Source organism: Streptomyces sp. NPDC043726, from assembly GCF_056436565.1.
Window position 1 is genome coordinate 149,542 of record NZ_JBWKCI010000004.1, and the last position, 25,854, is coordinate 175,395.

22 protein-coding genes are annotated in these 25,854 nt (G+C 71.6%); 9 read left to right on the forward strand and 13 right to left on the reverse strand.

Annotated features, from left to right (window positions below):
- The first annotated feature begins 31 nt into the window (after nucleotides 1–31).
- Nucleotides 32–487 carry a GNAT family N-acetyltransferase gene (locus AC068Z_RS12985; protein WP_478555360.1) on the forward strand — a complete coding sequence of 152 codons (456 nt, stop codon included), beginning with the start codon at nucleotides 32–34 and terminating at the stop codon, nucleotides 485–487.
- Here the strand turns inward: AC068Z_RS12985 and galK are convergent.
- The 3 genes from galK to galT are packed head-to-tail and all read right to left on the reverse strand — an operon-like array spanning nucleotide 471 to nucleotide 3,671.
- A complete protein-coding gene (gene galK / locus AC068Z_RS12990) occupies nucleotides 471–1,631 on the reverse strand; it encodes a galactokinase (protein ID WP_478554665.1) in 1,161 nt (386 codons plus the stop codon). The genes AC068Z_RS12985 and galK overlap by 17 nt on opposite strands.
- A gap of 25 nt (nucleotides 1,632–1,656) precedes the next feature.
- Nucleotides 1,657–2,613, reverse strand: coding sequence for a UDP-glucose 4-epimerase GalE (gene galE / locus AC068Z_RS12995; protein WP_478554666.1), 957 nt, complete (start codon nucleotides 2,611–2,613; stop codon nucleotides 1,657–1,659).
- On the reverse strand, nucleotides 2,610–3,671 hold the full coding sequence (gene galT / locus AC068Z_RS13000; RefSeq protein ID WP_478554667.1) for a galactose-1-phosphate uridylyltransferase: 1,062 nt from the start codon (nucleotides 3,669–3,671) through the stop codon (nucleotides 2,610–2,612). Before galT ends, galE begins: the two co-directional genes overlap by 4 nt.
- 108 nt (nucleotides 3,672–3,779) lie before the next feature.
- On the opposite strand from galT, the gene AC068Z_RS13005 reads away from it, so the two are divergent.
- From AC068Z_RS13005 to AC068Z_RS13025, 5 genes are all read left to right on the forward strand, one after another.
- Nucleotides 3,780–5,468, forward strand: coding sequence for a sodium:solute symporter family protein (locus tag AC068Z_RS13005; protein WP_478554668.1), 1,689 nt, complete (start codon nucleotides 3,780–3,782; stop codon nucleotides 5,466–5,468).
- A gap of 21 nt (nucleotides 5,469–5,489) precedes the next feature.
- Entirely contained in the window at nucleotides 5,490–5,819 is a 330-nt protein-coding gene (locus AC068Z_RS13010; RefSeq protein ID WP_478554669.1) for a hypothetical protein, read from the forward strand.
- A gap of 108 nt (nucleotides 5,820–5,927) precedes the next feature.
- Complete coding sequence (locus AC068Z_RS13015; RefSeq protein WP_478554670.1) at nucleotides 5,928–6,872, forward strand: NAD-dependent epimerase/dehydratase family protein; 945 nt, start codon at nucleotides 5,928–5,930, stop codon at nucleotides 6,870–6,872.
- A 6-nt stretch (nucleotides 6,873–6,878) separates the two neighbouring features.
- Nucleotides 6,879–7,811 (forward strand): RNA polymerase sigma-70 factor, encoded by a 933-nt coding sequence (locus AC068Z_RS13020; RefSeq protein ID WP_478554671.1) that lies wholly within the window; start codon nucleotides 6,879–6,881, stop codon nucleotides 7,809–7,811.
- Nucleotides 7,808–7,963, forward strand: a complete 156-nt coding sequence (locus AC068Z_RS13025) for a hypothetical protein (protein ID WP_478554672.1) — start codon at nucleotides 7,808–7,810, stop codon at nucleotides 7,961–7,963. Before AC068Z_RS13020 ends, AC068Z_RS13025 begins: the two co-directional genes overlap by 4 nt.
- Before the next feature lie 6 nt (nucleotides 7,964–7,969).
- Here AC068Z_RS13025 and AC068Z_RS13030 read toward each other — a convergent pair whose 3' ends face one another.
- From AC068Z_RS13030 to rsmI, 10 genes are all read right to left on the reverse strand, one after another.
- Entirely contained in the window at nucleotides 7,970–8,665 is a 696-nt protein-coding gene (locus AC068Z_RS13030; RefSeq protein ID WP_451722270.1) for a helix-turn-helix transcriptional regulator, read from the reverse strand.
- Nucleotides 8,666–8,885: 220 nt separating this feature from the next.
- A complete protein-coding gene (locus AC068Z_RS13035; RefSeq protein WP_478554673.1) occupies nucleotides 8,886–10,829 on the reverse strand; it encodes an outer membrane protein assembly factor BamB family protein in 1,944 nt (647 codons plus the stop codon).
- Nucleotides 10,830–10,896: 67 nt separating this feature from the next.
- On the reverse strand, nucleotides 10,897–12,714 hold the full coding sequence (locus AC068Z_RS13040) for an outer membrane protein assembly factor BamB family protein (protein WP_478554674.1): 1,818 nt from the start codon (nucleotides 12,712–12,714) through the stop codon (nucleotides 10,897–10,899).
- 203 nt (nucleotides 12,715–12,917) lie between these two features.
- Nucleotides 12,918–14,729, reverse strand: a complete 1,812-nt coding sequence (locus AC068Z_RS13045; protein WP_478554675.1) for an ABC-F family ATP-binding cassette domain-containing protein — start codon at nucleotides 14,727–14,729, stop codon at nucleotides 12,918–12,920.
- A 91-nt stretch (nucleotides 14,730–14,820) separates the two neighbouring features.
- Entirely contained in the window at nucleotides 14,821–15,723 is a 903-nt protein-coding gene (locus tag AC068Z_RS13050) for a 4-(cytidine 5'-diphospho)-2-C-methyl-D-erythritol kinase (protein WP_478554676.1), read from the reverse strand.
- Nucleotides 15,720–16,592: a 16S rRNA (adenine(1518)-N(6)/adenine(1519)-N(6))-dimethyltransferase RsmA gene (rsmA, locus tag AC068Z_RS13055; protein ID WP_478554677.1), complete on the reverse strand. Its 873-nt coding sequence runs from the start codon at nucleotides 16,590–16,592 to the stop codon at nucleotides 15,720–15,722. Before rsmA ends, AC068Z_RS13050 begins: the two co-directional genes overlap by 4 nt.
- A gap of 33 nt (nucleotides 16,593–16,625) precedes the next feature.
- Nucleotides 16,626–17,993 carry a ubiquitin-like domain-containing protein gene (locus tag AC068Z_RS13060; RefSeq protein WP_478554678.1) on the reverse strand — a complete coding sequence of 456 codons (1,368 nt, stop codon included), beginning with the start codon at nucleotides 17,991–17,993 and terminating at the stop codon, nucleotides 16,626–16,628.
- A 136-nt stretch (nucleotides 17,994–18,129) separates the two neighbouring features.
- The gene (locus AC068Z_RS13065) at nucleotides 18,130–19,032 is read right to left on the reverse strand and encodes a TatD family hydrolase (RefSeq protein ID WP_478554679.1); all 903 of its coding nucleotides are present in this window, start codon (nucleotides 19,030–19,032) and stop codon (nucleotides 18,130–18,132) included.
- Nucleotides 19,033–19,066: 34 nt separating this feature from the next.
- Entirely contained in the window at nucleotides 19,067–19,423 is a 357-nt protein-coding gene (locus AC068Z_RS13070; protein WP_478554680.1) for a hypothetical protein, read from the reverse strand.
- A 168-nt stretch (nucleotides 19,424–19,591) separates the two neighbouring features.
- A complete protein-coding gene (gene rsmI, locus AC068Z_RS13075; protein ID WP_478554681.1) occupies nucleotides 19,592–20,434 on the reverse strand; it encodes a 16S rRNA (cytidine(1402)-2'-O)-methyltransferase in 843 nt (280 codons plus the stop codon).
- Nucleotides 20,435–20,496: 62 nt separating this feature from the next.
- Between rsmI and AC068Z_RS13080 the strand changes: the two genes are divergently transcribed.
- The 3 genes from AC068Z_RS13080 to AC068Z_RS13090 all read left to right on the forward strand — a co-directional run bounded on the left by AC068Z_RS13080 (nucleotide 20,497) and on the right by AC068Z_RS13090 (nucleotide 25,850).
- Nucleotides 20,497–22,248 (forward strand): dolichyl-phosphate-mannose--protein mannosyltransferase, encoded by a 1,752-nt coding sequence (locus AC068Z_RS13080; protein ID WP_478554682.1) that lies wholly within the window; start codon nucleotides 20,497–20,499, stop codon nucleotides 22,246–22,248.
- 84 nt (nucleotides 22,249–22,332) lie between these two features.
- Nucleotides 22,333–23,952 carry a penicillin-binding transpeptidase domain-containing protein gene (locus tag AC068Z_RS13085; protein WP_478554683.1) on the forward strand — a complete coding sequence of 540 codons (1,620 nt, stop codon included), beginning with the start codon at nucleotides 22,333–22,335 and terminating at the stop codon, nucleotides 23,950–23,952.
- Between the two features lie 236 nt (nucleotides 23,953–24,188).
- Nucleotides 24,189–25,850, forward strand: a complete 1,662-nt coding sequence (locus tag AC068Z_RS13090) for a penicillin-binding transpeptidase domain-containing protein (protein WP_478554684.1) — start codon at nucleotides 24,189–24,191, stop codon at nucleotides 25,848–25,850.
- Nucleotides 25,851–25,854 lie beyond the last annotated feature (4 nt).

Here is a 25,854-nt window from a genome sequence, read left to right on the forward strand (position 1 = left end):
CAATTTGCAGAACTGGCCCGTTGACGCGTTTATCGTGTGCCGCATGTTCCGAATGGAGACAGAAGTCGACAAAGAGCGGCGCGATCTTCTTCGCGCCCGGCTGCGGGACACCAACACCGCGGCCTCCCCCGTGCTCAGCGCGCTGCGCGGAACCCCCGGGGAACGCGAACTCCCGTTGCACGTCTGGATGCTGGACGCCTCGGGCGCTCTGGCGGGCGGGCTCGTCGGGTACACCTGGGCGACCTGGCTCCAGGTGACGTACCTCTGGGTCGACGAGCGCCACCGCGGCGCCGGGCTCGGCTCGCGGCTGCTCGGCGAGGCGGAGCGGGTGGCGCGCGAGGAACGCGGCTGTGCCGCCGTACGCCTGGAGACGTGGGACTTCCAGGCGCCGGAGTTCTATCAGCGGCAGGGGTACGACGTGGTGTGCGTGATCCCCGACTATCCGCCGGGGATCACGGAGTTCACACTGGTCAAGCGGTTCGGCTGACGCGGCGGGCACCCGGCGCCGGGACCGCCTCGAAGACGCGCGGCGCGGTGAAGCCGGCGGCGGCGAAGGCCTCCTGGACCGCCTTGGTGACGGTGTCCACGTCGGCCGCCTCCGCGAGCACGATCGCCGAGCCGCCGAAGCCGCCGCCGGTCATCCGGGCGCCCAGGGCGCCGGCGGCGAGGGCGGTGTCGACGACCAGGTCCAGTTCGGGGCAGGAGATCCGGAAGTCGTCGCGCAGGGAGGCGTGCCCCTCCACCAGGACCGGGCCGATCGCCCGCGTCTCGCCCGACTCCAGCAGGGCCACGACCCGTTCGACGCGCTGGTCCTCGGTGACGACGTGGCGCACCAGACGGCGCACCTCCTCCTCGTCCCCGAGCCGTTCGAGGGCGGCGTCCAGGTCGTCGTAGGCGATATCGCGCAGCGCGTCCACGCCCAGCAGGGCGGCGCCCTTCTCGCAGCCCGCGCGGCGCTTGCCGTACTCGCCCTCGCTGTGCGAGTGCTTGACCTGGGTGTCGACGACGAGCAGCCGCATGCCCTCGGCGGCGAGGTCGAAGGGGATCTGCTTCTGGGACAGGTCCCGGGTGTCGAGGAAGAGGGCGTGGCCCTCCTCGCAGCAGGCGGAGGCGGTCTGGTCCATGATGCCGACCGGCGCGCCGACGTAGACGTTCTCCGCGCGCTGGCACAGCCGGGCCAGCTGCCAGCGCTTCAGGCCCAGGTCGTACAGGTCGTTCAGGGCGAGGGCGACGACGACCTCCAGCGCGGCCGAGGAGGACAGGCCCGCGCCCGCCGGGACCGTCGAGGCCAGGTGGATGTCGGCGCCGGTGACCGTGTGCCCGGCCTCGCGCAGCGCCCACACCACGCCCGCCGGGTACGCCGTCCAGCCCTTGTCCGACTCGGGGGCCAGCTCGTCCAGGCGCAGTTCGACGACCCCTCCCTCGACGTCGGCCGAGTGCAGCCGCAGCACGCCGTCGGTGCGCCGCGCCACCGCGGCGACCGCGGTGTGCGGCAGCGCGAAGGGCATGACGAAGCCGTCGTTGTAGTCGGTGTGCTCACCGATGAGGTTGACCCGGCCGGGAGCCGCCCACACCCCGTCCGGCTCCGCCCCGTACAGCTCCTCGAACCGCTCGGCGACAGCCTCGCTCATCCCCTGACCCTGACCTTTCTGCGTGCTACTTGTCGCGCCGCTGCGCGAACTCCCAGGCGTCCGCGACGATCCCCGCGAGGTCGGCGCGCGACGGGTTCCAGCCCAGCTTCTCGCGGGCCGCGTCGGCGGAGGCCACCAGGACCGCCGGGTCGCCGCCCCGGCGCGGGGCCACGACCTCGGGGATCGGGTGCCCCGTCACCTCGCGGACCGTCTCGACGACCTCGCGCACCGAGAAGCCGTTGCCGTTGCCGAGGTTGCAGATCAGGTGCTCGCCCGGGGTGGCCGCCCGGACCGCGAGCAGGTGGGCCTCGGCCAGGTCCGCGACGTGGATGTAGTCGCGGACGCAGGTGCCGTCCGGCGTCGGGTAGTCGTCGCCGAAGACCGAGACGGCGTCCCGGCGGCCCTGCGCGACCTGGAGGACCAGCGGGATGAGGTGCGACTCGGGGTCGTGGCGCTCGCCGAACTCGCCGTAGGCGCCGGCCACGTTGAAGTAGCGCAGCGACACCGCGCCCAGGCCGTGGGCCTTCGCCTCACCGGTGATCATGTGGTCGACGGCGAGCTTGGAGGCGCCGTAGGGGTTGGTGGGCCGCGTCGGCGCGCTCTCCTCGATCGGGACCTGCTCGGGCTCGCCGTAGGTGGCCGCCGTGGAGGAGAAGACCAGCTTGCGCACGCCCGCCTCGCGCATGGCGGCGAGCAGGGCCATCGTGCCGCCGACGTTGTTGTCCCAGTACTTCTCGGGCCTGACCACCGACTCGCCGACCTGGGAGGAGGCGGCGAAGTGCAGCACGGCCTCGTAGGAGGAGTCCAGCCACTTCGCCGCGTCGCGGATGTCGCCCTCGACGAAGACCGCGCCCGCGGGGACGCCCTCCCGGAAGCCCGTGGAGAGGTTGTCGAGCACGGTGACCTCGTGCCCGGCCTCCAGCAGATGCTGGGCGACCACACTGCCGACGTAACCCGCCCCGCCTGTCACCAGGTACTTCATGAACTCGATACCTCTCGCAGTCGCTCGGCCGCGCGCTCCGGCGGCACGTCGTTGATGAACACGCTCATGCCGGACTCGGAACCCGCGAGAAACTTCAGCTTGCCGGAGGTGCGGCGAATGGTGAAAAGCTCGAGGTGAAGCGCGAAGTCGTCACGGACGACGCCGTCGAACTCCTCCAGCGCCCCGAACGGCGCCTGGTGCCAGGCGGCGATGTAGGGCGTCGGCGGTTCTCCTTCACCGAAGATCCGGTCGAAGCGCTTCAAGAGTTCCAGATAAACCTGGGGGAATTCTGAGCGCGCGTCCTCGTCGAGGGCGAGCAGATCCGGCACCCGGCGGCGCGGGTACAGGTGGACCTCGTACGGCCAGTGCGCGGCGTGGGGCACGAACGCGACCCAGTGTTCACTCGCGAGGACGACCCGCTCATCGTCGAGTTCACGCTCCAGGACGGCGTCGAAGAGGTTCTCGCCGCCGGCGGCCTCCTTGTGCTGCGCGAGTTGCCGCAGCATCAGCGCGGTGCGCGGGGTGGTGAAGGGGTAGGCGTAGATCTGCCCGTGCGGGTGTCCGAGGGTCACACCGATCTCGGCGCCGCGGTTCTCGAAGCAGAACACCTGCTCCACCGAGGGCAGATGGGAGAGCTCGGAAGTGCGGTCGGTCCAGGCGTCCAGCACCAGCCGGGCCTGTTCCTCGGTCAGATCGGCGAAGGAGGCGTCGTGGTCGGAGGTGAAGCAGACCACCTCGCAGCGCCCGGAGTCACCGGCCAGCGAGGGGAAACGGTTCTCGAAGACCACGACGTCGTACGAGGAGTCCGGGATCTCGCTCAGCCGCTCGCCCTGCGAGGGGCACAGCGGGCACTCGTCGGCCGGCGGGTGGTAGGTGCGCCCCTGCCGGTGCGAGGCGATGGCGACCGAGTCGCCGAGCAGCGGATCCCGACGGACCTCGGAGGTGGTGACGGTGGGCTCCAGCGGCCGCCGGTCGACCGCGTCCCGCACGCCGTCGTCGCGGAGGTCGAAGTAGATCAGCTCGCGACCGTCGGCCAGCCGGGTCGAGGTCTTCTTCACGCCAGGCTCCTTCACTCAAACATAACCAAACACAAGTAACCATAACTCGACAAGCAAGTCAACACCGGAATCCAACAAAGCCCATCACCAGAAGGGTTCAATGACGGAATGCAAACCCCCACGAACGGCGCATTCCTGGCCGCCGAGCTACGGCTCCCCACCAACTGGCTCGACTACACGATCCTGGGCATCTACTTCGTCGTCGTGCTGGGCATCGGCTTCGCCGCCCGCCGCTCGGTGAAGACGAGCCTCGACTTCTTCCTCTCGGGACGCTCGCTGCCGGCCTGGATCACCGGGCTCGCGTTCATCTCCGCCAACCTCGCCGCCACCGAGATCCTCGGCATGGCCGCCAACAGCGCGCAGTACGGCGTCTACACCGTGCACTGGTACTGGATCGGCGCCATCCCGGCGATGGTCTTCCTGGGCCTGGTGATGATGCCCTTCTACTACACGTCGAAGGTGCGCTCGGTCCCCGAGATGCTGCTGCTGCGCTTCGACAAGTGGGCGCATCTGCTGAGTTCGGCGCTGTTCGCCTTCGCCGCCATCCTGATCTCCGGGGTGAACCTGTACGCCCTCGCGATCGTCGTCGAGGCGCTGCTGGGCTGGCCGCAGTGGGTGGCGATCGTGGTGGCGGGCGCCTTCGTGCTGGCGTACATCACCCTCGGCGGTCTGTCCTCCGCGATCTACAACGAGGTCCTGCAGTTCTTCGTGATCCTCGCCGCCCTCATCCCGATCGTGGTGCTCGGCCTGAAGAAGGTCGGCGGCTGGGACGGCCTCACGGATTCGCTCACGAAGACACACGGCGCCGACTTCACCACCGCCTGGGGCGGCACGGGCATCGGCAGCGACAACCCGCTCGGCGCCAACTGGCTGACGATCGTGCTGGGCCTGGGCTTCGTGCTGTCCTTCGGGTACTGGACGACGAACTTCGCGGAGGTGCAGCGCGCGCTGTCGGCGAAGAACCTCAGCGCCGCCCAGCGCACCCCGCTGATCGCCGCGTACCCGAAGATCTTCATCGTCTTCCTGGTGATGATCCCGGGCCTGACGGCGGCGGCGCTGATCCCCGGCTTCGGCACCGAGAAGTCGGGCTACCAGTACAACGACGCCATCCCGTACCTGATGGAACAGCTGCTGCCCAACGGTGTCCTCGGCATCGCGGTCACCGGTCTGCTCGCGGCCTTCATGGCCGGCATGGCGGCCAACGTCTCGTCCTTCAACACGGTGTTCACCAACGACATCTGGGGGCGGTACGTCGTCAAGGGCCGCGAGGACGCGTACTACGTGCAGTTCGGCCGTCTGATCACCGTGATCGGCGTCTGCGCCTCCGTGGGCACCGCGTTCCTGGCGTCGAGCTTCTCGAACATCATGAGTTACCTCCAGACGCTGTTCTCCTTCTTCAACGTCCCGATGTTCGTCGTCTTCATCATCGGCATGTTCTGGAAGCGGGCCTCGGCCAGGTCCGGTTTCTGGGGTCTGCTCGCGGGCACGGTGGCCGCGATGCTCAACTACTTCTGGATCTACAAGCAGGGCATCGTCGACATCCCCACCGACCAGGGCGCCAACTTCGTCTCCGCGATCGTGGGGTTCGTGGCCGGCGCGGTCGTCATGTTCGCCGTGTCGATGTTCACCGCGCCGAAGCCGGCCGAGGAACTCCAGGGCCTGGTCTACGGCACCCGCTCCCCCGGCATGTCCGAGGCACCGGCCCCCGGCGACGAGGCCTGGTACCGCAAGCCCGCCCTGCTGGGCTGGGGCGCGATCATCCTGGCCGCCGCCTGCTACATCCCGTTCTCGTTCTGATCGCGGGAGGATGGAGAGACCATGTCTGAACACCACCGATACTCCGACGAGGACGTCCAGCGGGAAGTCAGCGAACTGCAGGCCCAGTCGGCCACCGCGGCCCGCATCTTCGACCTGCGGCGCATCATCGGAGCGTTGTTCGTCGTCTACGGCGTGATCGTCACGATCGCCGGCATCTCCCCCTCCGAGGAGGACCTGGACAAGGCGGAGGGCGTCTACATCAACCTGTGGACGGGCATCGGCATGCTGCTCCTCGGCATCTTCTTCCTGGTCTGGCTGAAGCTGCGGCCGACCCCGCCGCCCACGCCGCCCGCGGCGGAGGCCCCGGCGGAGGAGAAGCGGGGGGAGTGAACCCGGCCCCCGCACTGTGACCTGCCTCACAGCCGTTCATGCGGTGCGGGGGCACCTCGTCTCTCTTGTGAGCGCCGCACCGCGCGGCTCTCGAGGAAGGGAGACACCATGAAGATCTTCGTCGCCGGAGCGTCCGGCGCCATCGGCACCCACCTCGTCACCCAGCTCCTGGCCCACGGCCACGAGGTCGTCGGCACCACCCGCTCACCCGCCAAGGCCGACGCCCTGCGCGCCCTCGGCGCCGAGCCCGCCGTGGTCGACGCCCTCGACCCCGAGTCGGTGGCCGACGCGGTCGCCAAGGCCGCACCCGAGGTCGTCGTCCACCAGCTCACCGCGCTGAGCGGGCCGCTGAAGTTCAAGAACGTCAAGGCCATGGCCGCCGCCACCAACCGGCTGCGCACCGAGGGCACCGACCATCTCCTCGCCGCGGCCCGCGCGGTCGGCGTCCGCCGGTTCGTGGCGCAGAGCAACGCGCTGTGGATGGCACGCGGGGGCCCGATGGTCGTCGACGAGGGCCGCGGGCTCGAACCGAACCCTCCGAAGGACGTGGCGGACGGGGTGGCCGCGCTGCGGCACGTCGAGGACTCGGTCACCGGCATCACCTGGGCCGACGGCATCGTCCTGCGCTACGGCTGCTTCTACGGCCCCGGCACCGGCATCAGCTCCGCGCCGGACGCGGTGATGAGCGAGCAGATCCGGGGGCGGAAGTTCCCGGTCATCGGCAGCGGCGACGGCGTCTGGTCGATGATCCACATCGTCGACGCCGCCTCGGCCACGGTCGCGGCGATCGAGCGGGGCAGGCCCGGGATCTACCACGTCGGCGACGACGACCCCGCCCCCGTGCACGAGTGGCTGCCGTACCTGGCCCGCGCGCTCGGCGCGAAGCCGCCCCGGCGCGTCCCGGGCTGGCTGGTCGGGGCACTGGCCGGAAAGGCGGCGGTGAATATGATGACGCGGGCCCCGGGGATCTCCAGCGAGAAGGCCAGGCGCGAGCTGGACTGGACCCCTCGGTATCCGAGCTGGCGCACCGGTTTCACCGAGGGAATGGACTAGCCCGCGATGTCCGTGTCGGACCTGTACGGCGAGCTGCGCCCGCGCGCCTTCGCGATCGCCTACCGGATGCTCGGCAGCGTCAGCGAGGCCGAGGACGTGGTGCAGGAGGCGTTCCTGCGGATGCACCAGACCCTGGAGCGCCACGAGCCGATCACCTCGCCCCGGGCGTACCTCGCCACCCTGACCACCCGGCTCGCCATCGACCAGCTCCGCTCGGCGCGGGTACGACGGGAGAGCTACGTCGGTGAGTGGCTGCCCGAGCCCCTGGTCACCGGTCCGACCCCGGCCGAGGCGGCCGAGACCGCCGACTCCCTGTCGCTGGCCTTCCTGGTCCTGCTGGAGAGCCTGTCACCGCACCAGCGGGCCGCGTTCCTGCTGCGCGAGGTGTTCGACTACCCGTATCCGGAGGTCGCCGAGATCCTCGACACCGACGTGGACAGCGCCCGGCACCTGGTCTCCCGGGCCCGCGGCCGGCTCCACGACCGGCGCCCGCGCTATCACGCCTCCAGACGCCAACGGGACGAGCTCGCCCAGCGCTTCTTCGCCGCCGCCGAGCGGGGCGACCTCCCGGCCCTGGAAGCGCTGCTGACCGAGGACGTCACCCTGCACGGCGACGGCGGCGGCAGGGTGCCGGCCTGGGGCCGCGTGATCAGCGGCGCGGCACAGGTGGCCCGCACCTTCGCCCACGGCATGTCCACCACCGCCCGGCTCGGCGTACGGCTGCGGCCCACCGAGGTCAACGGCCAGCCCGGCGCCATGGCCTACGACGCCGAGGACCGCCTGGTCGGCGTCATGGCCCTCGACATCGTCGACGGCCGCGTCCGGGCCATCCACTCCGTCGTCAACCCCGACAAGCTCGGCCACGTGGACGAGGTCAGCGACCTCGGCCTCCGGCTGGCCGAGCGGGGCCGGCGCGGCGACGCCGGGGAGAGCGCGTGACCGGCGAGGAGGGGGACGCGGAGGAGCGGCCGCCGGGCAAGGGGTGCGCGTGGCCGCTCCTCACGATCGTGGTGCTCCTCTTCCTGCTCGTCGTGGCCGGGTTCACGGCCTTCGGCCTGCTCTTCTGGGCGGGCCTGGCCGTCCTGAGCTGACGCGGCTCAGGACTCCGGCCCGCGCGGCTCCTGCGGAACGGGTCCCGCCCGGTCCAGCAGGCCGGTGCGCGCCGCCAGGGCCGCCGCCTCCAGACGGGAGCCGACGCCCAGCTTCATGAGCACCCGCTGCACATGGGTCCGGGCCGTGGAGGGGGCGATGCCCATGCCGGCCGCGATCAGCCGGGTGTCCTCGCCGTCGGCGACCCGGACCAGGACCTCCACCTCCCGGGGCGTCAGCATGTGCAGCAGCCGCTGGCCCTCGTCGTCCGGCTGGGCCGCCGGGTTGAGCAACTCGCTGAAGGCCCCCTGGAGCAGTTGCGGGGCCACCGCCGCCTCGCCCGCCCGCGCCTTCATGATCGCTCGTTCCACCCCCTCGATGCGCTCGTCGTGCCGGACATAGCCGGACGCCCCCGCCGCGAACGCCGCCGCGATCCCCCGCGGGCTCGGCACGGGACCGAGGACCAGCACCGCCACCTGCGGACGCTCCCGCTTGATCTTCACGACCGGGTCGAACATCCCCGGCTCGGCCGGTGTCGCCGTCCCCAGCAGGCACACCTCCGGCGCCCGCGTGATCACCAGCTCGGCCGCCCCCGCGGCCGGTGCCGCCGCCGCCAGTACCCGGTGCCCCCTCAGTTTCAGCGCCGAGGCCAACGCCTCGGCCAGCAATCGGTGGTCGTCGACCACCATGAGCCGCACTCCCATCGAGCAACCCCCCAGTCCCCCCAATGGATCCCCACAACATCACCGAGGCGCACCCCGTGGATGCCCCCGGAAGCTACACGCTTGTTCGACGTTGCGCTCCCCCTACAGGAGAGAACTGCCCCGGATCGCCGAAAATCCTCTCATTCGAGGGTGATGAGCGGTAAGTGCACGGCCCCGCCCCTGAACAGGGACGGGGCCGTGGCCACAGGCGTTCGAGCGGCTACTTCGCGCCGAAGGCGATCACGAGGTACTCCTCCTCGCCGGTGCCGCCGAGCTCGCTGGCGTAGACGTCGGACATGAACAGCCGGCCCTGGCCGTACAGGATCTCCGCGTAGTCCGGCAGCATGCTCCGCTCCACGTCCATGACGGACTCGGTGGCGGGGTTCTCCATCAGCTTCGTCTCCTTGAAGGAGCTCCCGTCGATGGACACGACCTGGCCGCCCTTGTCGTAGGGCCCGCGCTTGTACGCGATCAGGTTCGGGCCGTCCATGCGCAGCGGCACGAGCTCGTAGTCGTCGCCCGCGTCGGCCCGCTGCCCGGTCTGCTTGCCGGTGGCCAGGTCGATGGCGACGATCTCGTTGGTGTCGCTGTACTCGCCGGTGCCCTCGTGCTTCTCGGTGGGCAGGTAGATCCGGTCGTTGCCCACCGCGATCTGCCGGCACTCCTCGACCTTGGTGATGCCGTCGCAGGTCGCGCCGTACTGCTCGCCCGGGGCGGAGATCCGGGTGCGCAGCTTGCCGGTCTTGTTGTCGATGGAGAAGAAGTCGGAGACCCCGCTGCCGTCCCCGGCGGAGTCACCGACGTCGGCGGCGACGACCAGCGGCTCGGTGGAGATCACGCTGGCGTACTCGATACCGCTGCCCATCTTGTACTCCGAGATCACCTTCCCGGACTTCGGGTCGATGGTCTGGATGTGCAGCTGGCGCTCGCCGTACTGACCGCACTTGCGCACCGCGACCAGCTTGGGGCCGCCGCCGTAGCCGGCGTCGTAGCAGGTGTCGGTCGGCTTCGGCGCCCACAGCTGCTTGCCGGAGGCGATGTCGAACGCGGCGCCGCCGCTGGTGCTGCCGACGGCCACGGTGTTCGCGCTGACGGTGACGTTGTCGAAGCTGATCGGCTGGGTGCCGCTCTCCACCGTCTTGGTCCACAGCTTCTTGCCGGTCGCGAGGTCGATCCCGGCGACCTGGCTGCAGCCGTAGGAGGGGTTGGCCTTCGTGGGCATCTTCGGCTGGTACGTGATCGCCGTCTTGCCGTCGGCGGTGGCGTGGTTGCTGCCCTGGCAGACCGGGCCGGGGAGCTTGACCGTCCACAGCTCGGTGCCCTTGTCGAGGTCGTAGCCGACGATCTCGGCGACGCCGGTCTTGGCGTACACCTCGTCCGTGAGCCAGGAGCCGACCGTGGGGACCGTCGTGCCGTCCTTCACCTTGGGCGCCGGGACCTGGAAGAGGACCTCGGAGTTGGGGTCGGCGGGCGCCTTCTCCACGGCCTTGCCGGAGGTGGTGCCGCCGGTGTCGCCACCGGTGCCCCCGGTGTCGCCTCCCTTGTCCCCGCCGGTGCCGCCGCTGGAGTTCGCGGTGTCGTCCTTGCCGCCGTCGTCACTGGAACCGGCGTACCAGATGCCGCCGCCGACGATCAGGGCGATGGCCACGACGGCGGCCACGATGATCGCCAGCTGCGCGTTGATCTTCCGGCCGCCGCCGGGCTGACCCGGCTGCGGCTGACCGGGGTACTGCGGCTGCTGCGGGTAGCCGTAGCCGGGCTGCTGGCCGTACGGCGGGGTGGGCGGCTGGCCCGGGTAGCCGTAGCCCTGCGGCGGCTGGGGCTGCTGCGGCGCCTGGGGGTAGCCGTAGCCCGCGGGCTGCTGCGGGGGCGTCTGCGGGTAGCCGTAGCCCTGCGGGGGCTGCGGGGGCTGGGCCGGGGGCTGCTGCGGTGCCTGGGGGGCGCCGAAACCTCCCTGCTGGCCGGGCTGTTGCGGGGCGCCGAAACCTCCCTGCTGGGCGGGCGGCTGGGGCGGGCCGAAGCCGGACTGCTGGGGCGGCTGCTGCGGCTGCCCCTGGGGCTGGTCCTGCGGCTGCCCCTGGGGCTGGTCCTGCGGCTGGCCCTGGGGCGGGCCGAAACCTCCCCCGGGCGGGGGCTGGTTGGGCGGAGGCGGAGGGGTGGTCATGGCGTGAATACCTCGGAGGGGGGACGGCTCGGGACGAACGGGACCGGGGAGTGGCTCACTTGCCCGGCTAGTTGCCGAAGGCGAGCATCAGCTTCTCCTTCGTCTCGTCGCTGCCGGACAGCCGCGTGGTCGACAGGTAGAAGCGGCCGTCGATCCAGTCGTAGGCCCCGGAGTAGAAGCTGTCCTCGATGTCGGCGGTGCCCGCCGGGTTCTGCAGGAGCTTCACCGGCTTGTGGTCGCTGCCCGTGGTCGCGATCGACACGACCTGGCCGCCCGTCTCCCAGCCCGGCTTGACGTAGGCGATGAGCTTTCCGCCCTCGACCTTCAGGGGCATCATCGACTCCTCGAGCGGCGACTTCACCCGCCACTTCTCCTTGCCGTTCGCCAGGCTGATCGCGACGATCTCGTTGGCGCCGGTGGTGGCCTCGGTGGGCAGGTAGAGCGTCTTGCCGTCGGAGGCCACGCCGGTGCAGCCCCGGAGGTCGCGCTGGAGGACGGCCCAGCCGCACTCGGGAGAGAAGCTCTCGTCGACGTCGACCTGCGAGGCGATGGTGCCGCCGGAGCCCAGCGTGGAGATGTTCCACGCGTTCTTGTCCTCGTTGGTGCTGTACACCACGACCGGGTTCAGGGAGTAGATCTTCCCGACCCGCCAGCCCTTGTCGGGCTTCCAGGTCCACTTGACCTTGCCGGTCTTCGGGTCGAGCTCCTGGACCTCGTCGTGCTCGTTGTTGCCGCCCGCGCCGCAGGACGACACGGCGACCAGCTTCTCGCCGCCCGCGAAGGCGGCCGGGAAGCAGGAGTCGCCGTACTTCTTCTTGTCCCACTTCTTCTTGCCGGTCGTGACGTCGTACGCCGTCCCGGACTGCGAGCGGCCCACCATCAGCGTGTCGCCCGTGATGGACAGCTCGATCTGGAGCGTGGAGTCGAAGAGTTCGCCGTCGGCGACCTCGGCCGTCCAGCCCTTCTCGCCCGTGTTCAGGTCGAGTTCCTGGAGCTGGTTGCACTCGGCGCGGTCGCTGCTGCCGCTCATGTACGCGATGACGACCTTGTCGTCGGCCGTCTTCTGCGGGGTGACCGCGCAGATCTTCTGCGGGAGCGTGAGCGCGTCCCAGGCCGGGGTGCCGTCGCCGACGCTGTAGGCGAAGACCTGCTTGTACGCCGCCTTCACCGCCGTCTTGTCGGTGATCCACATGCCGGGTGCGTCTGCGCCGGAACCGGGCGCGTCGGGCGCCGACTTGTACCAGAGCACCTTCGCCTCGCCGGCCTTGCGGCCCTCGTTGAGGTTCTCCGGGTCCTCGCCGCCGTCGCCGCTGCCGTCCCCGGGGTTCACCGGGTCGTCGGAGGCCTTGGGGTCGTCACTCTTCTGCGCGACCGGCTTCTTCTTCTTGCCGCCGCCGTCGTCACCGCCGGCCACCGCGAACACCGTGCCGCCTATGACGAGCAGTGCCGCCACGGCGGCGCCGATGACCAGCGCGGGCTTGCCCTTGAAGGGGTTGCGCGAACCGGACGGCGGGGTGGGCGCGCCCGGGTACTGGGGCTGGCCGGGGTACTGCGGCTGCTGCGGGTAGCCGTAACCGGGCTGCTGGCCGTACGGGCCGGGCTGCTGGGGCCGGCCGTAGGGGCCGGGGGCGGCCGGGGCGCCGTAGGGTCCGGGCTGTCCGCCGTACGGGCCGGGCTGGGCGTACGGGCCCGGCTGCTGCTGCGGGTAGCCGTACCCGGGCTGGGGGGCGCCGGACGGCGGCGTCTGCGGGGGCTGCGGGGGCGCCTGAGGCGGCTGGGCCGGGGGCTGTTGCGGCGGCTGTGGTGCGCCGAAACCTCCCTGCGGCGGCGGGTCCTGCGGCGCGCCGAAGCCGCCGTTCGGCGGCTGGCTGGGCGGCTGGCTCATCAGCGGTTCCCCCTTGTGACCGATGTGGCGCCGCGCTCTGTGGCGCTGCGTTTCCGCCACACCCGTTGTTCTCAGACGGTTCTCAGACGGCCCTTTCTATCACTCGGGGCCGACAACCCACCGGGCCGGTCAACCCCTGTTCCCAAGGGACGACCGGCCCGTGATACCGCTGTTACGCGCCTTCACGCGCCCTTCACCACCGCTTACGCGTCCTCCGCCAGTTCCAGCCAGCGCAGCTCCAGTTCCTCGCGCTGGCCCGACAACTCCCGCAGCTCCGCGTCCAGTTCCGCGACCTTCGCGAAGTCTGTTGCGTTCTCGGCGATTTGGGCGTGCAGCCTGGTCTCCTTCTCGGAGACCTTGTCGAGCTGACGCTCGATCTTCTGCAGCTCCTTCTTGGCGGCGCGCTGGTCGGCGGCGCTCTTCTCGGTCCGCTCGGAGGCCTTCTCGACGGCCGGGGCAGCGGCGGCGGCCGCCGCCTCCTCCATGCGGTGGCGCCGCTCGATGTACTCGTCGATCCCGCGCGGGAGCATCCGCAGCGTGGCGTCGCCGAGGAGCGCGAAGACCCGGTCGGTCGTCCGCTCCACGAAGAACCGGTCGTGGGAGATCACGATCATCGAGCCGGGCCAGCCGTCGAGCACGTCCTCCAGCTGGGTCAGGGTCTCGATGTCGAGGTCGTTGGTGGGCTCGTCGAGGAAGAGCACGTTCGGCTCGTCCATGAGCAGCCGCAGCAGCTGGAGCCGGCGCCGCTCACCACCGGACAGGTCGCCGACCGGCGTCCACTGCTTCTCCTTGTTGAAGCCGAACGTCTCGCACAGCTGTCCGGCCGTCATCTCGCGCCCCTTGCCGAGGTCGACGCGCTCCCGCACCCGCTGCACGGCCTCCAGGACCCGCAGGTTCGGGTCGAGTTCGCCGACCTCCTGGGAGAGATAGGCGAGCTTGACGGTCCTGCCCACGCCGATCCGGCCCCCCGCGGGCTGCGCCTCGCCCTCCGTGCGCGCCGCCTCGGCCATGGCCCGCAGCAGGGAGGTCTTGCCCGCGCCGTTGACGCCGACGAGGCCGATGCGGTCGCCCGGGCCGAGCTGCCAGGTGACGTGCTTGAGCAGCACCTTGGGGCCCGCCTGGACGGTCACGTCCTCCAGGTCGAAGACCGTCTTGCCGAGCCGGGAGGAGGCGAACTTCATCAGCTCGCTGCTGTCCCGGGGCGGCGGCACGTCCTTGATCAGCTCGTTCGCGGCCTCCACCCGGAAGCGCGGCTTCGACGTCCGCGCGGGGGCGCCGCGGCGCAGCCAGGCCAGCTCCTTGCGGACGAGGTTCTGCCGCTTGGTCTCCTCGGTGGCCGCGATCCGCTCCCGCTCCGCGCGGGCGAAGACGTAGTCCGAGTAGCCGCCCTCGTACTCGTACACATCGCCCTTCTGCACGTCCCACATGCGTGTGCAGACCTGGTCCAGGAACCAGCGGTCGTGGGTCACGCAGACCAGCGCGGAGCGCCGCTCGCGCAGGTGTTGGGCGAGCCAGGAGATGCCCTCCACGTCGAGGTGGTTGGTCGGCTCGTCGAGGACGATCAGGTCCTGTTCCTCGATGAGCAGCTTGGCGAGCGCGATACGGCGGCGCTCACCGCCGGAGAGCGGGGCGATGACGGTGTCCAGGCCCTGGGGGAAGCCGGGCAGGTCCAGGCCGCCGAAGAGCCCGGTCAGCACGTCCCTGACCTTGGCGTTGCCCGCCCACTCGTGGTCGGCCATGTCCCGGATGACCTCGTGCCGCACGGTGGCGTTCGGGTCGAGGGAGTCGTGCTGGGTGAGGACGCCGAGGCGCAGTCCGCCGGAGTGCGTGACCCGGCCGGTGTCGGCCTCCTCCTGCTTGGCGAGCATCCGGATCAGGGTGGTCTTGCCGTCGCCGTTGCGGCCGACGACCCCGATCCGATCCCCTTCGGAGACGCCGAGGGAGACACCGTCGAGCAGGGCACGGGTGCCGTACACCTTGCTGACGTTCTCGACATTGACCAGATTGACGGCCATTTCTCTCCTGCCCAGGGGGATCGATCGACCCTCCAGGGTAGTCCGCGCCGGTGCCGGCCCGGCCCCGGCGCCGGAATCAGCGGGCCGCTGCCTACGAGGACACCACCGTGGCGCCCGGCGCGGGGCCCGTCGCCACCCGCACCGCCCGGCAGGTGCCGGACGACCGCAGCGCCTCGGCCACCTTCGCTGCCGACTCCGGGTCCCGCGCCAGGAACGCCGTCGTCGGGCCGGAACCGGAGACCAGTCCGGCGAGCGCCCCGGCCGCCCGTCCGGCGGCGAGGGTGTCGGCCAGTTCGGGGAAGAGGGAGAGCGCGGCGGGCTGGAGGTCGTTGGAGACGGCCGCGGCGAGCGCGTCCGGGTCGCCCTCGGCCAGCGCGCCGAGGAGTTCCTCGGAGGCGACCGGCTCGGGGATGTCCAGCCCTTCGGCCAGCCGGTCGAACTCACGGAACACGGCCGGCGTCGACAGCCCGCGCGAGGCCATCGCGAACACCCAGTGGAAGGCCCCGCCGGTCTCCAGCGCGCGCAGCTTCTCGCCCCGCCCGGTGCCGAGCGCGGCCCCGCCCACCAGGCTGAACGGCACGTCGCTGCCCAGCTCGGCGCAGATGTCGAGCAGTTCCTCCCGGGAGGCCCGCGTGCCCCACAGCGTGTCGCAGGCGAGCAGGGCGCCGGCGCCGTCCGCGCTGCCGCCCGCCATGCCGCCGGCGACGGGGATGTCCTTGGTGATGTGCAGATGCACGTCCGGGCGGATGCCGTACCGCGCGGCGAGCGCCTCGGCGGCGCGCACGGCGAGGTTCGTGCCGTCGAGGGGGACCTGGGCGGCGTCGGGCCCCTCGCAGGTGACCCGGGGGCCGCCCGCCGACGTGGTCGCGGTGACCTCGTCGTACAGGCCGACCGCGAGGAAGACGTTGGCCAGGTCGTGGAAGCCGTCGGGGCGGGCCGCGCCCACCCCGAGCTGGACGTTGACCTTGGCGGGGACGCGTACGGTGACGCTCACTGACCGGGCTCCTTGTGCTCCGCGATCCGCGCGAACTCCTCGACCGTCAGGGACTCCCCGCGCGCCTGCGGCGAGACGCCCGCCGCGACGAGCGCCGCCTCGGCGGCCGGGGCGGAACCGGCCCACCCGGCGAGGGCGGCCCTGAGCGTCTTGCGCCGCTGCGCGAACGCGGCGTCGACGACGGCGAACACCTCCTGCTTGGAGGCGGTGGTGCTGACCGGCTCGGTCCGGCGGACCAGGGACACCAGGCCGCTGTCGACGTTCGGCGCCGGCCAGAAGACATTGCGGCCGATGGCGCCGGCCCGCTTGACCTCGGCGTACCAGTTCGCCTTCACCGACGGCACGCCGTACACCTTCGAACCGGGCGCCGCGGCGAGCCGGTCGGCGACCTCGGCCTGCACCATCACGAGCGTGCGCTCGATGCTGGGGAAGGTGGCGAGCATGTGCAGCAGCACCGGTACGGCGACGTTGTACGGCAGGTTCGCCACCAGGGCGGTCGGGGCGGGGCCCGGCAGCTCGGTGACGTGCATGGCGTCGGAGTGGACCAGCGCGAACCGCTCGGCGCGCTCCGGCATGCGGGCGGCGACGGTGGCGGGCAGGGCGCCGGCGAGGACGTCGTCGATCTCGACGGCGGTGACCCGGTCGGCCACCTCCAGCAGCGCGAGGGTGAGCGAGCCGAGCCCGGGGCCGACCTCCACGACGACGTCCTCGGGCCGCACGTCGGCGGTCCGGACGATGCGCCGCACGGTGTTCGCGTCGATCACGAAGTTCTGGCCGCGCTGCTTGGTGGGCCGTACACCGAGCACCTCCGCGAGCTCACGGACGTCGGCGGGGCCCAGAAGGGCGTCGGGGGCGGGGCTGGTGCTCACGGGACAAGGGTACGGGCCGCGGGCAGGCGCCCCTCACCCCCGCAGCCGGGCCCCGCAGTGCGGCCAGGGGCTCGCTCCCCGCTGCACGTACAGCTTCTTCGCGCGGAGGGTCTGTTCCGCGGGCGGGGCGTCCTGGGGGCGGCCGCTTCCGCCGAGGCTGCGCCAGGTCTGCGTGTCGAACTGGTACAGGCCGCCGTACGTCCCCGAGGGGTCCACCGCGCCGGGGCGGCCGCCCGACTCGCATGCCGCGAGCCCCTGCCAGTTCAGATGGTCGGCGCCCTGCACGGAGGCCGGCATGGGCTTCGTGCCCACCTTCACCACCTGGGTCCGCGGCTCGCGCACGACCTCCGTCCGGATCCGCCGCGGCTTCTGCCGGACGCCGTTGACGGTGACCAGGGAGTACGTGATCCGGCGCAGCCCGGACTGTCCGGCGCGCTCGACGACCTCAGTGCCCCGGAACAGCGACGGGTCCTCGGTGCGCGAGACGTCGAAGGGGATCTCCTCCTCGCGGACCTCCTTGGTACCGGTGATCCGCAGCACGGTGACCGTCTGTCCGTCGCGCGGGAAGCTCGCGGCCGGGACGGAGGTGGTGTCCTGGCCGCGCAGGGTGATCCCGGCCTCCTCGACCACCTCGCCCACGGTGGCCGCGTTGGTGCGCACGGTGCGGGCCCTGCCGTCCGCCGTGACCGTCACCGAGCGCTCGGTCCGCACGTCCAGGGCGATCCCGGCGCGCCCGATCCGCAGGGAGCGCGCGGCCGACAGGTACGCCCCCTCCGCACGCACGCCCCACTGCGCGAGCGCCTCCTCCACCGTGCGCCCCGTCGTCCACACCTCGTACCGCTGGCCGTCGAGCGTGAGCCGGACCGGGCGCCCGTAGCGCACCTCGATCTCGTCGCCGCTGGTGAGTTCCGTGCCGGGGGCGGGCGTGACCACGTCGTGGGTCCCCACCTCGACGCCTTCCTGCGCGAGCAGCTCGGTCACGTCGTCGGCGAAGGTGTGCAGGGTGCGCGGCCGGCCGTCGACGCTGAGCTCGATCGCCTTGTCCTTGGCCACGAAGGCGGAGGTGCCGCCCGCGAGGAACGCGACGACCAGCGCCTGCGGCAGCAGTCGGCGCACGGGGCGGTCCATGCCCCCGGCGTACCGCGCCTTCCTCCGGCGTGCGCCCCGCCGCCCTCCTCCGGCGCGCGCACCGGACGCGAGCGCCCCGTCTTCTCGCGCCGCCTCCTCGTACGCCGGCCGGTACGTGTCCGCGTACGGCTGCTCGAGGGCGCCGGCCCCGGCGGCCACCCCGTACCCCCACGTCTCCGCGCTGTGCAGATCACCGGGGGGCGCGTCGAGGCCGCCGTACGCCACAGGCGTGTCGTACGCCTCGTACGTCTCGTACTGCGAGTTGCTGCTCAACGTCGCCACGCTCCAGAGGGCCAGAGGGGTCCCGATCGGGCCCCCAGAACCTAGCGGAGCGAGTGTCACTCTCCAAAGCGACGCGACTACACGAGGTGACCGAGCGGGGTCCGGGCCCCGGGCGGGGAGCCCGGCCTCAGTAGCCGAAGGCGCGTGCCGTGTTCGCGCCGAGCGCCGTCGCCAGCGCGTCCTCGTCGATCCCGCGCACGGCGGCCATCGCGCGCACCGTGACCGGAATGAGATAGGGGGCGTTGGGCCGTCCGCGGTAGGGCGCCGGGGTCAGGAAGGGCGCGTCGGTCTCCACCAGGAGCAGTTCCAGCGGGGCCACGGCCACCGCGTCCCGCAGGTTCTGGGCGTTCTTGAAGGTGACGTTGCCGGCGAAGGACATGAAGTATCCGGCGCGGGCGCAGATCTCCGCCATCTCGGCGTCGCCGGAGTAGCAGTGGAAGACGGTCCGCTCGGGGGCGCCCTCCTCCTTCAGCACCCGCAGCACGTCCGCGTGGGCGTCGCGGTCGTGGATGACCAGCGCCTTGCCGTGCCGCTTGGCGATCTCGATGTGGGCGCGGAAGGAGCGCTCCTGCGCCTCCTTGCCCTCGTCGCCGGTGCGGAAGTAGTCCAGGCCCGTCTCGCCGACGGCCTTCACGTGCCCCAGCGCCGCCAGCCCGTCTATCTCCGCGAGCGCCGAATCGAGTCCGGCGTCCCCGCCCGGCTCGCGCGCCCCCTGCCGGGACCAGCCGTCGGGGTCGCCGTGGACGATGCGCGGGGCCTCGTTGGGGTGCAGGGCGACGGCCGCGTGGACGTTGTCGTGCGCCGCGGCCGTGTCCGCCGCCCACCGGGAGCCGCGCACGTCGCAGCCGACCTGCACCACGGTCGTCACGCCGACCGACGCCGCCTTCGCCAGCGCTTCCTCCACCGTCCCGGACTGCATGTCGAGGTGGGTGTGGGAGTCGGCGACCGGCACCCGCAGGGGCTCCGGGAGCGGCGGCGCCGCGTTCTTGTCGCGGTCGCTGGAGCTGGAGCTGGAGCTGGAGGAAGGCATGCCCCGATCCTACGAAAGGGGCACGCCCCGCATGTCAGCTCGCCCGGCGCTGGAAGGGGTGGAGGAGCCCGGACAGGTGCCAGTGGTGCCGTTCCCCGTCCGGCCCGTGCGCCCGCTGTGCTTCGCGCACCGACGAGACCTGGCCCGCGCGCAGGAGCCGTACGACAGTGCCGTCGCAGTTCTGGCAGGTGGGTCGGCCAAGCGGGGAGGGGACGACCCGGCCGTCCGCCACGTACAGGACGAACTCCTGCCCGTCGGCGTCCGTGTGGTGCTCGATCTCGTACGACTGTTCCCAGCCGTGCCCGCAGCGCATGCAGGCGAAGGAATACGACTCGTGGACGACGGGGGTCGCCGCGGTGCGGAGGCGGATCTGTCCTGCGGTGTCACTCATGCCGGCTCCAGTTGGTCCGCTGACGGGGCGGGTCGCGCCCCTGTCGTCAGTGGACTCCTCGGCCGGGACGAATGCACGCGAGCTGTGCACTGTTGGCATCGCCTTGGACGTTCCTTGCCGAAACACCCCGACCGCTTTACCCCGGCATGGCGAGCGGCCCCGGACAGGTCAGCGGCTCTTCGCCGCCACCACCGCGTCGAACACCACCCGTTTCGGCAGCCCCGCCTCCACCGCGACCGCCGCGATGGCCTCCTTGCGCCGCTCCCCCGCCTCCTCGCGCACCCGCACCCGGGCGACCAGCTCCTCGGGCCCGATCTCCTCGGGGCCCTTCTCCGGCGCGCCCTCGACGACGACGGTGATCTCCCCGCGCACGCCCTCGGCCGCCCACTCGGCCAGTTCGCCGAGCGGGCCGCGCTTGACCTCCTCGTACGTCTTGGTCAGCTCCCGGCACACCGCGGCCCGCCGCTCGGGCCCGAACGCCTCGGCCATGGCGGCGAGGGTGTCGTCGAGCCGGTGCGGGGCCTCGAAGTAGACGAGCGTGCGCCGCTCCCCGGCGACCTCCCGCAGCCGCGAGAGCCGCTCACCGGCCTTGCGCGGGAGGAACCCCTCGAAGCAGAACCGGTCCACGGGCAGCCCGGACAGCGCGAGCGCCGTCAGGACGGCGGAGGGGCCGGGTACGGCGGTGACCTTGATGTCCTTCTCGACGGCCGCGGCGACCAGCCGGTACCCGGGATCGGACACCGACGGCATGCCCGCGTCCGTGACGAGCAGCACGCGCGCGCCGCCGAGCAGCTCGTCGACGAGTTCGGGCGTACGGGCGGACTCGTTGCCCTCGAAGTACGACACCACCCGGCCCTTGGGCGTCACGCCCAGCGCCTGGGTCAGCCGGCGCAGCCGCCGGGTGTCCTCGGCGGCGATCACGTCCGCGCCGGCCAGCTCCTCGGCCAGCCTCGGCGGGGCGTCCGCGATGTCGCCGATCGGGGTGCCTGCCAAAACAAGGGTTCCTGTCACGTTTCCATCCTCGCAGGCGCCATGCGCGGGACTCCCACAGAAGGGTTCCCTACGATGGCGCGGTGACCAGTACAGCCTCGTCCATGGACTCCACGGACACCCGGCAGGGCAAGGCGCCGCAGGACCAGCGGCCCTCGTGGCAGCAGCGGCTGCGCCGCTTCGGATACCCGGCGGGGCCCAGAACCGACGTCCGCGACCGCCTGGTGCCCCCGTACGTACGGCCCGGCACGCGCGTGTGGACGCTGATCGGCCTGCCGCCGACGCTCGCCGAGCGGCTGGTGCGCTGGTCGGGCTGGGGCGGTCCGCTCCTGGTCACGCTGTTCGCGGGCGTGCTGCGGTTCTGGAACCTGGGCAGCCCCAAGGCGGTGATATTCGATGAGACGTACTACGCCAAGGACGCGTGGGCGCTCGTCCACCGCGGCTTCGAGGTCAACTGGGACAAGAACGCCAACGACCTGGTGCTGTCCCTGGGCGACAAGGTCGACATCCCCTCGGACGCGGCGTACGTCGTGCATCCGCCGGTCGGCAAGTACGTCATCGGGCTGGGCGAGCTGATCTTCGGGTTCGATCCGTTCGGCTGGCGGTTCATGACCGCGCTGCTCGGCACGCTGTCGGTGCTGATGCTGTGCCGGATCGGCCGCCGGATCTTCCGCTCGACCTTCCTCGGCTGTCTAGCGGGCGCGCTGATGGCGGTGGACGGACTGCACTTCGTGATGAGCCGGACCGCCCTGCTCGACGGCGTGCTGATGTTCTTCGTGCTGGCCGCGTTCTGCTGTCTCGTGATCGACCGCGACAAGGCGCGCGAGAGGCTGGCGGCGGCGCTGCCCGTGGACGCGGACGGCCGGGTCCGCCCCGACGCGCACATCGCCGAGACCCTGTCCCTGGGGTGGCGTCCATGGCGCTGGGCGGCGGGCCTGATGCTGGGCCTGGCCATCGGCACCAAGTGGAACGGCCTGTACTTCCTGGCCGCGTTCGGCCTGCTCACGGTCCTGTGGGACGTCGGCTCGCGCCGGGTGGCGGGCGCCCGCCACCCGCACCTCGCGGTGCTCAAGCACGACCTGGGCCTGGCCTTCGTCGCCACCGTGCCGGTGGCGATCGTCACCTACATCGCGTCCTGGACCGGCTGGATCCTCTCCGCCACCGACGGTTCCGGCGGCTACTACCGCGACTGGGCCGCCACCGACGGCAAGCACAGCGACTGGTCGTGGCTGTTCCCGGACTGGTGGCGCAGCCTGTGGCACTACGAGCACCAGGTGTACGACTTCCATGTCGGCCTCAGCTCCCCGCACACCTACGAGTCCAACCCCTGGAGCTGGATCGTCACCGGCCGCCCGGTGTCGTACTTCTACGAGTCCCCCGCGCCCGGCAAGGACGGCTGCCCCGCCGACGCGGGCGAGAAGTGCGCGCGCGAGGTGCTGGCGATCGGCACGCCCCTGCTGTGGTGGGTGGCCTGCTTCGCCCTGCTGTACGTGCTGTGGCGCTGGTTCTTCCGCCGCGACTGGCGCGCGGGCGCCATCGCCTGTGCCGTCGTGGCCGGCTATCTGCCCTGGTTCTTCTTCCAGGAGCGGACGATCTTCTTCTTCTACGCCGTCGTCTTCCTGCCCTTCCTGTGCCTGGCCGTCGCGATGCTGCTCGGCGCGATCGTCGGACCACCGGGATCCAGCGAGACCCGCCGGGTCGCGGGCGCGACCGGCGCGGGCGTCCTGGTGCTGCTGATCGCCTGGAACTTCATCTACTTCTGGCCCCTGTACACCGGCACGTCGATCCCGATGGACGACTGGCGTTCACGGATGTGGCTGGATACCTGGGTCTAACGATCGGGAAACTCCCGTCTCCCTTGTCACAGCCTCCCCTTACAGTGCGAAGGACCAATGGGGAAACGGGGAGGGGACAGCCCAATGGGCAAGGGGGTGAAGGCCGCCGTCATCGGCGGAGTGTTCGCGGTGATGGTGGGCGGTGCCGGGTACGGCGCCTACAACATCGTGTCCGCGGTCAGCGGTGACGGAGGCGGACCGGCGGAAGTGAAGACCGGGCCGCCCAGCGGGGACGAGGTCGAGGAGACCTCGGGGAAGTTCTTCGCGGCCTGGGAGAAGGGTCAGGCCGCTGAGGCGGCCTCGTACACGGACTTCGCGCAGTCCGCCGAGCCGCTGCTGACCGCGTACGGCGAGAACGCGCACATCACCGACGTGAGGATCACGCCGGGGAAGGCGAACGGCGGGGTCGTGCCCTTCTCGGTCGCGGCGAAGGTGTCGTACGACGGGAAGACGAAACCGCTGCGCTACGACAGCGAGCTGAAGGTGGTGCGCGGGAAGACCTCCGGGCGGGCGCTGGTCGACTGGGACCCGGCCGTGGTCCATCCGGAGCTGAAGAAGGACGACACCCTGGTCACCGGCGAGTCGGCGAGCCCGCCCATCGAGGCCGTGGACCGCGACGGGCAGGTGCTGACGAAGGCGAAGTACCCCTCGCTCGGGCCGGTCCTGGACACCCTGCGCGACCGGTACGGCGACAAGGCCGGGGGCTCTCCCGGCGTCGAGCTGGTGATCCGGCACGCGGCCGAGGGCGCCGCCGACACCCCGCTGCTCACGCTCGCCGAGGGCGAGCCGGGCAAGCTGCGCACCACGCTGAGCGCGGGCGTGCAGGCGGCGGCCGAGCAGGCGGTCAAGCAGTACGCCGAGTCCTCCGTCGTCGCCGTCAAGCCGAGCACGGGCGAGGTGCTGGCGGTCGCCAACCACCGCGAGGACGCGTTCAACGCCGCCTTCGAGGGGCGGGTCGCGCCCGGCTCCACGATGAAGATCGTCACCGCGGCCATGCTCATCGACAACGGTGTCGCCTCGATGAACAGCCCCGCGCCCTGCCCGGACACCGCCACCTGGCAGAGCCAGACCTTCAAGAACCTGCCGGGCCTGGTCGCCAACGAGAGCGCCACCCTGGCGGACACGTTCATGCGGTCCTGCAACACCGGGTTCATCAAGCTCGTCGACGAGAAGCCGCTGACCGACGCCTCGCTCATGGCGGAGGCGCAGGAGCGGTTCGGGCTCGGCAAGGACGACTGGAAGACCGGCATCATCTCCTTCGACGGCAGCGTGCCCGCCTCCGCGGGCCCGGACCGCGCGGCCAACGCCATCGGCCAGGGCCAGGTCCAGATGAGCCCGCTGAACATGGCGTCCGTCACGGCCACCGCGATCACGGGAACCTTCCGCCAGCCCTATCTCGTCTCCCCCGACCTGGACGGCCGCGAACTGGCCACCGCCCAGGGCCTGTCGGCGAACACCGCGTCCCAGCTCAAGCAGATGATGCGGCTCACCGCGACCCAGGGCACGGCCCAGCAGGTGATGTCCGGGCTCGGCGGCGACATAGGCGCCAAGACCGGCTCCGCCGAGGTCGACGGCAAGGCCGCCAACAGCTGGTTCACGGGCTTCCGGAACGACGTCGCCGCCTCGGCGATGAGCGTCTCGGGCGGCCGCGGCGGCGAGGCGGCGGGCCCGATCGTACGGGCCGTACTGGCGGCGGGCGGCTGACGCGCTCCGCGCGGGAGGTACGGCCCGTGCGCGCGGTCGGTGACTGACGGCGTCCCCGCGCGGGACGTACGGCCCGTGCGCGCGGTCGGTGGCTGACGGCGCCGCGCTCGGGAGGTGCGGCCCGTACGCCGCGGGTGGCTGAAGTCACGCGCTCAGGACGGGACTCTAGGGTGGTGCCGTCGTTGGATGGTCGAGGGCAACGGGGACCCTGGGGAATTCGCGGAGGAGCGAAGGCTGTGGGCAAGAGAAGGCGCGTCGCCGAGCGACGGAGGACGAGTCCCGCCGTACTGGTCGGCGGGGCGGTCGCCGTGGTCGTCGTCGCGGGCGCCGGGATCGCCGGCTGGGCGCTGTACGGCGACGAGGACCGCACGCAGAACGCGGCCGCCAACGAGAAGGCGGACACGGTCAAGACCGGCCCGCTCTCCGCGAAGGAGGTCGCCGGCGCGTCCCGGGCCTTCCTCACCGCCTGGCAGCAGGGCGACACCGCCGGGGCGGCGGCGGCCACGGACGACGCGGCGGCCGCGAAGAAGCTGCTCACCGGCTACACCAAGGACGCCCACGTCAAAGGCGTCACCCTGGCCGCGGGCACCCCGGCCGGCGCCAAGGTCCCCTTCGCCGTCAAGGGCACGGTGACGTACGAGAAGCTGAGCGAGCCGCTGGCCTACGACAGCGCGCTGACCGTCGTACGGCGCGAGGGCGACGGCGAGCCGGTCGTCCAGTGGGCCCCCTCCGTCGTCCACCCCGACCTCAAGGACGGCGACACCCTGGTCACCGGCGAGTCCGGGACCCCGCCGGTGAAGGCGCTCGACCGGGACGGCGGCGAGTTGACGGCCGCGAAGTACCCCTCGCTGGGCACGGTCCTGGACGGACTGCGCGAGAAGTACGGCAAGACGGCCGGCGGCAAGGCGGGCATCGAGCTGCGCGTGGTGCGCGGCAAGGGCTCCAAGTCGGCGGACAAGACGCTGCTGGAGCTGAGCGAGGGCACCCCGGGCACGGTGAAGACGACGCTGAACCCGACCCTCCAGGCCGCCGCCGAGGAGCAGGTCGCCAAGAAGGCGCGCTCCTCCGTGGTGGTGCTGCGTCCCTCGACCGGCGAGATCCTGGCCGTGGCCAACGCGTCCAAGGGCTTCAACACCGCCTTCCAGGGCTCCCTCGCGCCCGGCTCCACGATGAAGGTCATCACCTCCTCGCTGCTGATCGAGAAGGGGCTCGCGTCGGCGAACGAGGCGCACCCGTGCCCGAAGTACTTCACCTACGGCGGCTGGAAGTTCCAGAACGACGACAAGTTCCTGATCAAGGGCGGCACCTTCAAGGCGAGCTTCGCCCGCTCCTGCAACACCGCCTTCATCAGCCAGGCGCCCGAGCTCGACGACGACAGCCTGACCGAGCAGGCCCAGCAGGTGTTCGGACTCGGCCTGAACAACTGGTCCGTGGGCGTCTCCACCTTCGACGGCGCGGTCCCGGTGCAGTCGCAGGCGCAGATGGCGGCCGAGCTGATCGGGCAGGGCGGGGTGCGGATGAACCCGCTGAACATGGCGTCGGTCTCGGCGACCGTGAAGTCGGGCGTCTTCCACCAGCCCTACCTGGTCTCGCCCGACGTGGACGGCCGCGAGCTGGCGACCGCCGCGCGCACGATGTCCGCCGGCACGCTGTCCCAGCTGCGCGAGCTGATGGCCTACACGGCGGCCTACGGTACGGCGGCCGAGGCGATGTCCGGGGTGGGTGGGGACGTCGGCGCGAAGACCGGCTCGGCGGAGGTCGACGGGCAGAAGAAGCCGAACGGCTGGTTCACCGCGTACCGGGGCGACCTCGCCGCGGCCGGGGTCGTCCAGGCGGGCGGCCACGGCGGCGAGACGGCGGGGCCGATCGTGGCGGCACTGCTGAAGGTGGGGGGCTGAGGCC